The 9109-nt window shown below is 25.0% G+C and carries 8 protein-coding genes; all 8 read left to right on the top strand.

Features of this window, described 5'->3' with window-relative positions; genetic code table 11:
* Positions 1-176: 176 nt before the first annotated feature.
* The 8 genes from Q0V08_RS08670 to Q0V08_RS08635 are packed head-to-tail and all read left to right on the top strand — an operon-like array spanning position 177 to position 8875.
* Positions 177-1790 carry a hypothetical protein gene (locus tag Q0V08_RS08670; RefSeq protein ID WP_297433954.1) on the top strand — a complete coding sequence of 538 codons (1614 nt, stop codon included), beginning with the start codon at positions 177-179 and terminating at the stop codon, positions 1788-1790.
* A complete protein-coding gene (locus Q0V08_RS08665; RefSeq protein ID WP_297433952.1) occupies positions 1790-3025 on the top strand; it encodes a sugar transferase in 1236 nt (411 codons plus the stop codon). Before Q0V08_RS08670 ends, Q0V08_RS08665 begins: the two co-directional genes overlap by 1 nt.
* A 5-nt stretch (positions 3026-3030) precedes the next feature.
* On the top strand, positions 3031-3828 hold the full coding sequence (locus Q0V08_RS08660; RefSeq protein WP_297433956.1) for a glycosyltransferase family A protein: 798 nt from the start codon (positions 3031-3033) through the stop codon (positions 3826-3828).
* Positions 3829-4887 carry a glycosyltransferase gene (locus tag Q0V08_RS08655; RefSeq protein WP_297433950.1) on the top strand — a complete coding sequence of 353 codons (1059 nt, stop codon included), beginning with the start codon at positions 3829-3831 and terminating at the stop codon, positions 4885-4887. It abuts the gene before it with no gap.
* Positions 4884-6005, top strand: coding sequence for an EpsG family protein (locus Q0V08_RS08650; protein ID WP_297433948.1), 1122 nt, complete (start codon positions 4884-4886; stop codon positions 6003-6005). The genes Q0V08_RS08655 and Q0V08_RS08650 overlap by 4 nt, the downstream gene beginning before the upstream one ends.
* A gap of 13 nt (positions 6006-6018) precedes the next feature.
* Positions 6019-7134 carry a glycosyltransferase family 4 protein gene (locus Q0V08_RS08645; protein WP_297433947.1) on the top strand — a complete coding sequence of 372 codons (1116 nt, stop codon included), beginning with the start codon at positions 6019-6021 and terminating at the stop codon, positions 7132-7134.
* Positions 7116-8102, top strand: a complete 987-nt coding sequence (locus Q0V08_RS08640; protein ID WP_297433945.1) for a glycosyltransferase — start codon at positions 7116-7118, stop codon at positions 8100-8102. The genes Q0V08_RS08645 and Q0V08_RS08640 overlap by 19 nt, the downstream gene beginning before the upstream one ends.
* A gap of 8 nt (positions 8103-8110) precedes the next feature.
* Positions 8111-8875: a glycosyltransferase gene (locus tag Q0V08_RS08635; RefSeq protein ID WP_297433943.1), complete on the top strand. Its 765-nt coding sequence runs from the start codon at positions 8111-8113 to the stop codon at positions 8873-8875.
* Positions 8876-9109: the final 234 nt, after the last annotated feature.

Here is a 9109-nt window from a genome sequence, read left to right as displayed (position 1 = left end):
ACGACTGTTAATCGTGTTGTCGCTGGTTCGAGCCCAGCAAGAAGCGCCATTTTTTATTTTTTGGAAAAATATTTAACTTTAAAGAGCTTTTTAGCTCTTTTTTTTATACAATTAATTCAATATAGTGTATAATAGTAAGGAATTTAAAAATTTAAAAACGGGGTGAATATTAAAATATGATAAAAAAAGAAAAAGCAATAGTATCGATAATTTCTATATTAATAATAATAATCGGTTTTATAATCTTATTTAATAGAAAAAAAATAGAAAACATATTAAAAAATAATAAAAACATTTCTAAGATATATGAAAATAGTGAGAAGAGAAAAAATGAAAAAATTTTTGATATAAAATTAAGAGATAATAAATTAAAAAGAATTTTAGAGAGTTTATCTCCAGATAAAATGGAAATGGCAGCTTCTATTTTAAAAGATGGAAAATTAGTTGATTTTATAAATAATCCAGATATAGCTTCTTATTCAGAAAATACAGATTATAATAAAGCAGTAGAAAATGCTAAAGTTATAAAAGGTTTAAAAGAGCTAGCATTATTATCTCCAGAGTTAGGTAAGTATTTTAAAGAAGATTTAATAAAAAATAATTTTGATAATAATATTAAATCTATTGAAAATAGACCTGAAGTCATAAAAATTAAAGACAGAATAACTAAACTATTGCCAATAAAAAATAGTAAAGATACTTTTGATCAACTGTCAGAAGAAAATTTAATAGAAATAAGTGAAATTTTATCTAAATCTCCTATAACTGTTGAATTTGTTGAAAAAAAAGATATGAAAAAATATGATTTAGAGGAAATTGTCGAAATAAGTAAAACTCTTTATAAAATTGGAAATGTAAATCCAAGTTTAGCAATAGAGATAGAGGAGATGCTAAAAGGATTTGATATTAGAAAAGCTGCTTTATATGGTGATTTGTATGTTCAAGATGAAAAATATGAAAAGGAATTGAAAAAAGAATATGAGGAGAAAAATTATACATTTGAAGATCCATTTATAAGATATAACCCATATGGACGAACACCATTAGCTTATGGTATGAAGTATGAACCAAGTAATGATACAGAACTATTAAAAGTAACAATAATGGGGATAGGTGGGATGCCCAATTTTAGCTATGAAAAAAAATATGTATCAGGAGATATTTTACCAATAGTAGGATTATATCCAAAATCAGAAAATATAGTTTTAATTGAACAATTAAATCCAAGTGATAAAAAAGTTATAAAGAGTAAAAAACTAAAATTAAAGACAATACCTGTAGACGATAAATTACCAGCTATTTATATTGAAAAAAGAGTTCCTGGAAGTATTCAACCAGGATTTAATTTAGCCTCTTATAATTTAAAGGATGAAGGATTACCATTTGCTTTTGATAGTATGGGAAATATAAGATATATTTTAAAAACTGGAAAAGAGATGAGAAAAGTTAAAATTGAAAAAGAGGATTCAGGTGTATGGGAAGTAAAAAATGATGAGGATAAATTTCAATTAGATATTTTAGGTAAGATACTTGGAAGAATTGGTAGAGATGACGAGGATGCAGCCAGCAAAAATAAAAAAACAAAATATTTAGTTAGAAATAATAATATACTAACAGTTGTATCTTATAGAGATGAGGCTTACCCGACAGCTTTATTTTCAGAATATGGTTTAGATTCTAAAGATGAAATATTTAAAGCAATTATATTTTATGATAAAAATGGAGCTGATGAAAATATAATAGAGGATGGAGAAAGAGTTGTCCTTTATGAAGGAGATAGTGAGAATTAATGTTAAAAGCGTTTTATATAGGTATTTTAGGTATTCTTTTTTTAATATTGACAAATTTCTTAGGGTTAACATTAGAAACTAGTATTATAGGTATTGGAGTGTTTTCTTTTATAATGTTAGGACTATATTTATTTGATTTAATGAATTTTGATGTACCTAAGTATTCAATAAGAAATTATTTAACTGTAATTGGATTAAGTTTTATATTCTTTTTTATTTGGTTTTTTATAAGTTGGGATTTTTGGTTAATTATATTTTTTATTTTATTTACAACAGTTACTATTTTTTTAAGAACAATTATAAATATGAGTGTTTATAGAATTAAACCTGTTACAATTTATGGGACTGGAGAGCTAAAAAGTAATTTAGAAAAGAGTTTAGAAAAATTAGAAGGATATAGATATATTAATTTTATTGATGATATTGATCAATTAGAAGATTTTGTAAAAAATAATAATATAAAACTTTTATTATTAGGTAAAATAAAATTAGAAGAAAAAGAGATTGAAAAAATATTAAAAATAAAATTAAGAAATACTTATGTAATGGGATATTTAGATTATATGTTAGAAATTGAAAAAAAAGTTGAAGTTTCATATATAAATGAAGAGTGGTTATTAAATGCCTATGGATTTGAAATTTTAAGAAGCAAATTTCAAAATAAAGTAAAAAGAGTTTTTGATATTGGAATGTCTATAGTGATAGGTGTTCTAACTTTTCCAATTATGATAATTGCTGCTATAATTGTTAAAATAGAAAGTCCAGGTCCAATTATATATTCTCAAGATAGAGTTGGAGAAAATGAAAAGGAATTTCCTGTATATAAATTTAGAAGTATGAGACAGGATGCAGAGAAAGATGGCGCAAAATGGGCTCAAAAAAATGATCCAAGAGTTACAAAATTTGGAAACTTTATGAGAAAAACAAGAATAGATGAATTACCTCAACTTTTAAATGTTATTAGAGGAGATATGAGTTTTATTGGTCCAAGACCTGAGAGAATGGTTTTTATAAAGGAGTTAGAAAAACAAATTCCATACTATGGGTTAAGACATATGGTAAAACCTGGGCTTACTGGATGGGCACAAGTAATGTATCCATATGGAGCAACAGTAGAAGATGCTAAAAATAAATTAGAATATGATTTATATTATATAAAGTGTTATAGCTTATATTTAGATATAGTAATTTTATTTAAAACTTTAAAAACAGTTGTTTTTGGAAAAGGAAGGTAAGAGTGATGATAACTGTATTTACACCAACCTATAATAGAGAACAAACATTAAGGAGACTATATAAAAGTTTAAAAAATCAAACAGTAAAAAATTTTGAATGGATAGTTGTTGATGACGGTTCAAGTGATGGAACTGAAAAGTTAATAAAAGAATTTATAGATGAAGATGAGATTCCCATATTATATAAAAGAGTAAAAAATGGTGGGAAGATGAGAGCTATAAATATAGGGGTTTCTTTAGCTGAAAAAGAGTTTTTCTTTATTGTTGATAGTGACGATTATCTAAGTGAAAAAGCAATGGAGACAATAGAGGAAGAGATTGTAACCTTACCAGATGATTATGCAGGAATCGTATTCAGAAAAGTTGAAGTTTTTGATAATGGAGAAAGCGTAAGAAAAAATGAAACTTTTGGAGGCGCTCAAATAGATAGTAATCCTTTAGATATATTTTACAATAAAAAAATATTAGGGGACAAAGCTGAAATAGTTAAAACAGCTATAATGAGAGAATATCCATTTCCAGAAATAGAGAACGAAAAATTTATTCCAGAAGGATATATTTGGAATCAAATAGGCGAAAATTATATTTTTAGATATATAGATAAAGGTATATATTATTATCAATACTTAGATGATGGTTATACTAGAAAATTTAGTGAAATTATAAAAAATAATCCTAAAGGATTAAAGTTATATTATCAATATATGTTGAGAAAAAAAATTCCAATTAAAAATAAAGCTAAATTTTTAATTAGATTTTTCCAATCAATGTATTATGATTGGAAAAAAGAAAAGGAGAATTAAATGAAAATACTTCACATAATAACATCTTTAGAATTAGGTGGAGCAGAAAAGCTACTATTAGATTTAATTCCAGCTCAAAAAAAACAGGGAATGGAAGTAGAATTGTTAGTTTTAGATACTAAAAATGAAAAATTTTTAGAAGAGTATAAGAAAAGAGGTGTAAAAATTTACACTCTTAAAGTAAATGATAAATTTAGTTTAAGAAATCCCTTTGAAATATCTAAAATAATAAAAGAAAATAAAATAGATATAGTTCATGCTCATCTTGTTCATGCTCAAATTTGGACAAGTGTTGCAAAATACTTAAATAAAAAAGTAGTGTATATAACAACAGAACATAGTACACATAATAGAAGAAGAGAAAAGTGGATATATAAAATTTTAGATAAATTTATATATAGTTCTTATGATAAAGTAATAGCAATATCTGAAGCTACTGCTAGAGAACTTATGAGATGGGTAGGATTAAATATAAAAAAAATAGAAGTTATACCTAATGGAGTTTCATTAAGAGCATTTATGGGCAAGCCTAAAGAGAGAAAAGGAAATAATTTAATAATGGTTTCAAGATTTCACTCATCTAAAGATCACTTAACAGTAGTACGAGCAATGGAAAAATTACCAAAGGATTATATATTAACGTTTGTTGGAGAAGGAGAAACTCAAGAAGCTGTAAAACGTGAAGTTTTGATGTTAAATTTAAATGATAGAGTTCAATTTTTAGGTTATTCAAACTCTATTCCGGCGCTTTTAAAAAGAAGTGATATAGCTATACAATCATCTAATTTTGAAGGTTTTGGTTTAAGTGCATTAGAAGCTATGGCAGCAGGAACCCCTATTGTGGCAAGTGATGTAGAGGGATTGGCTAATGTTGTTGGAGATAGTGGACTTCTTTTTAAATTGGGAGATGTAAGTGATTTAGTTAAAAAAATTATGAGTTTAGAAGATCAAAAATATTATTTTGAGAAAAGTAAAGCAGGTATAAAAAATAGCTTAACATATTCAATTGAAGGAACTGCAAAAAAATATATAAATATTTATAAAGAGGAACTAAAATGATTTTTATATCAATAGCTTTGATATTGTTGATGTTAGGAGTTTATGATGTTTTTTCAGAAAATAAAGTTCAAAAGGAAAAAATCTTAAAAGGTATTCTTATTATTTTAATTATATTTTTAGGAACTAGAGGATTTTTAGGATGGGATTGGTATTTCTACTACCCTTCCTTTATGAACTCAACTTATATTTACGAAAAAGGATATATGTTATATACCACTTTAATTAGAGGTTTTTTTAGAAATTATATTTTTTATCAATTGATAACTACAACGATTGATTTTATAGCTTTATATTTTATATTTAAAAAATATTGTAAATATCCGATAATGGCATTTGCAATATTTTTTAGTATCCAAGGATTACATATTGAAGTAGAGCTATTAAGGAATATAAAAGCAATGATTTTATTCTTATTCTCTATTCAATATATAAAAGAGAGAAAAATAGCTCCTTTCTTATTTTTAAATATATTAGGGATACTATTTCATACAAGTGCAGTATTTTATTTACCAATGTATTTTATTTTAAATTATAACTATAAAAATAAAATTATAATGAGTATTTTTATATTAGGAAGTATGTATTATTTACTAGACTTAAAAATTTTTCACTTGATTTTTAAATTAAATTTTGAATATTTACCCAAAATTCTTGAAAATAAATTAATTAATTATAGAGATGTAATTCCTAAAGAGTTAATAAGAGGATTAAACCTATTTTATTTAGAAAGAGCTTTCGTATTTTTCTTAGCGTATAAATATGAAAAAGATTTAATCATAAAAAATAGTGCTTATATTTGGATATTTATATTTATTTTTACTTCAGAGCTTTCGATAGTTTCATTAAGAATAGGAATACTATTTATTTATGGAGCTTGGTTAGTTTTAACAAGAGCGATAGAAAATGTGGAAAATAAGAAGATTCTGATAACGATTATATGTCTGCTATGTTTTATAAGAATCTATAAAAGTATGATGTTTCCAGGAAATAAAATAAATTATAAATATGAAAATGCTATTTTTAATAAATTAAATTATGAAAAAAGAGAGAAAGAACTGATTGAAAGTAAAAAATACTTGAAAGAAAGTCATGGAAAAGAGCTATTAATACAATATTAATTGAGAGGTATTTATGAAAAAGTTAAAAATATTTTTTACTGCAAATGTACTTTGGGATATATATATATTTAGGTATGGAGTTATAAAAGCATTAATAGATGATGGTCATGAGGTAGTAGCTATAGCTCCAAAAGATTCTAGGATAGATTTTCCAAAAGAACTTGGAATTAGACATATTCCTATAGAATTAAGTTTACGAGGAGTAAATCCTGTAAAAGATTTTCAATTATTTATTCAATTAAAAAATATTTATATTGAAGAGAAGCCAGATATTATATTTCATTATACAATTAAACCAAATATTTATGGAACTTTAGCAGCAAAATGTGCAAAGATTCCAAGCATAGCAGTTTTAACAGGGTTAGGTTACTCTTTTGTTGAAGGAGGAATTGTTTCTAAAATAGCTAAAACTTTATATAAAATTTCTTTAAATTACTCTAAAGAAGTTTGGGTTTTAAATCAAGATGATAGAAAACGTTTAATAGATGAAAGTCTTGTGAATGAGAAAAAAATATTCGTTCTTCCTGGAGAAGGAGTTAATACGGATAAATTTAAACCAATTTCAAGAAATCCAAATAAAGAGTTAATTTTTTTAATGGTAGCTAGAGCTTTTTATGACAAAGGTGTTAGAGAATATGTTGAAGCTGCTAGAATAATTAAGGAAAAGAAATATAAAGTTAAATTTTTATTTTTAGGAGCTTTAGGTGGAGATGCAGCAAACGGTGTAAATGAAGCTAAAATGGCAGAATATGAAAAAGCTGGGATATTAGAGTACTTAGGACATCGTAAGGATGTAGAAAACGTTATAAACTCGTCTGATTGTGTAGTTTTGCCATCTTATAGAGAAGGGATTTCTAAAGTTTTAATGGAAGCTGCAAGTATGGAAAAACCAATAATCGCAACAAATGTAACTGGATGTAAAGAAATTATTGAAAATAATAAAAATGGTTATTTAGTTAATGTAAAAGATTCGTTGGATTTATCAGAAAAAATTGAGAAATTTATTAATTTGTCAAATGAAGAAAGAGATGAAATGGGAAAAAATGGTCGTAAGAAAATATTACATGAATTTGATGAAAAAATAATAATAGAGATATATAGGAGAAAGTTATGGAACTTACATTTATAGTGCCAGTTTATAATGTTGAAACTTTTTTAGAAGAATGTTTAGATAGTATATATAAGGTAGAGAATATAGAGTACGAAGTTATTTTAGTAAATGATGGTTCAACAGATAGAAGTTTAGATATTTTAAAAAAATATAAAGAGAAGTATTCAGAAATAACAAAAATTATAGATAAAAAAAATGGTGGCTTATCATCAGCAAGAAATGCTGGGATAAGAGATGCAAAAGGTGAATATCTGTCATTTATAGATAGTGACGATATAATTGACTCTAAAGGATTTGAAGAGTTTTTTAAAGAAGGACAAAAATTAGATTTAGATATAATGGTTGGAAATATGAGATATTTTTCTGCTGAAAAAATTGGAGAACCTCTTTTTAGATCTCAAGAAATTAAAGATTTCACAGTTGGAAAAGGAACAAAATTTTTCTTAACTCTTTTTCAAGGAACAAAATGCTTTAGAGAAGAGGTTGTAGATGATATTTACAGAAGAGATTTTATATGTGAAAACAAATTATATTTTCATGATAATTTAATACATGAAGACAGTTACTTTACTCCAATGGTTTATTTAAAAGCTAAAAGAGTTAAATATATAGATATAGCATTTTATTATTATAGACAGAGAAGTGGTAGTATAATGAGTGTTATAACAGATAAGAGTATAAACTCTCTTGAAAAAATTTGTTATATGCTTTTAAGTGAATATAGTAAAACAGATGATTATGGAAGAGAAGCATTATCAAAACTTTTACCAAGTTTCTATAAAGTTGTTGTTTATAGATATATAAATTCAAATAAAAATTATAAAGAAAAATTAAAAAATTATAGAACAATTTTTAAGGATGTAAAAGGTATAAAAAATAGAAATTTTGAAGAGATGTTAGTTTATATCACGCCTAAACTTTCTAATTTATTGAGGAAATTAATGAGAAAAGATATAGGAAATACTCAAAAAATACCTAATTTCTAGGAGGAGTTATGGAAAAAAAGATACATTACATCTGGTTGGGAAAAGGACCTAAACCTAATATAATGGATATATGTATAAACTCATGGAGAGAAAAACTTCCAAATTATGAGATAATAGAGTGGAACGAAGATAATTTAGATTTTTATAACGAAATAAAAAAAAATAGATTTTTAGAAGAGTGCTATAAAAGAAAATTATGGGCATTTTTATCAGATTATTTTCGTGTTAAAGTTTTATATGAAAATGGAGGAATTTATTTAGATTCAGATATGCAAATTTTGAAACCGCTAGATAGATTTTTAGAAGATAAATTATTTTTAGGAATGGAAGATGAAAATCAACCAAGTGCAGGGATAATAGGTGCAGAAAAAGGTCATATATTTTTTAAAAAGATGTTAGAGTTTTATGAAAATGATATATGGAATATAAATGTATATACAATTCCAGCTATAATTCAGTATTTATTAAAAAAAGATTATAATTTTACAGGAGAAAATAAAATTATAGAGTTAAAAGATGGAGTAAAAATATATCCATATGAATATTTCTATCCGTATCATTTTACAGAGGAATTTTCTTATGAAAAAATAACTAAAAATACATATGGAATACATTGGTGGGGAAAAAGTTGGCATGGAAATAATAAAAAACTTTATTTTTTAGAGTTTAAAACTTTAAAAGGTTATAAAAAAAAGTTAGTAAATCTACTTATTTTTTTAAATATTTTAGAACCAATTAGAAAATTTTATGAAAAATTTATAAAAAAAATATAATAAGATACCTTTTAAAAACCATTGAAAAATAAAGGTTTTTAAAAGGTATATAAGAAAATAAAAAAAAACTTTGAAAAAAATAAAAAAACTTGTTGACTTTGTTTATAATTTATGATATTATTATTAATGTCCGTGAGGGACAGCGAAGCGCGAAAGCGACAAGCTCCTTCAACTAGGAAGCCTGGGTGGCGGAATAGGTAGACGCACAGGACTTAAAATCCTGAGCTATCTGAT

Origin of the sequence: uncultured Cetobacterium sp., assembly GCF_947038635.1 — a bacterium.
Taxonomy (GTDB): domain Bacteria; phylum Fusobacteriota; class Fusobacteriia; order Fusobacteriales; family Fusobacteriaceae; genus Cetobacterium_A.
Note: the sequence above shows the minus strand (reverse complement) of the source record. Positions and strands in the feature narration are given on the sequence as shown.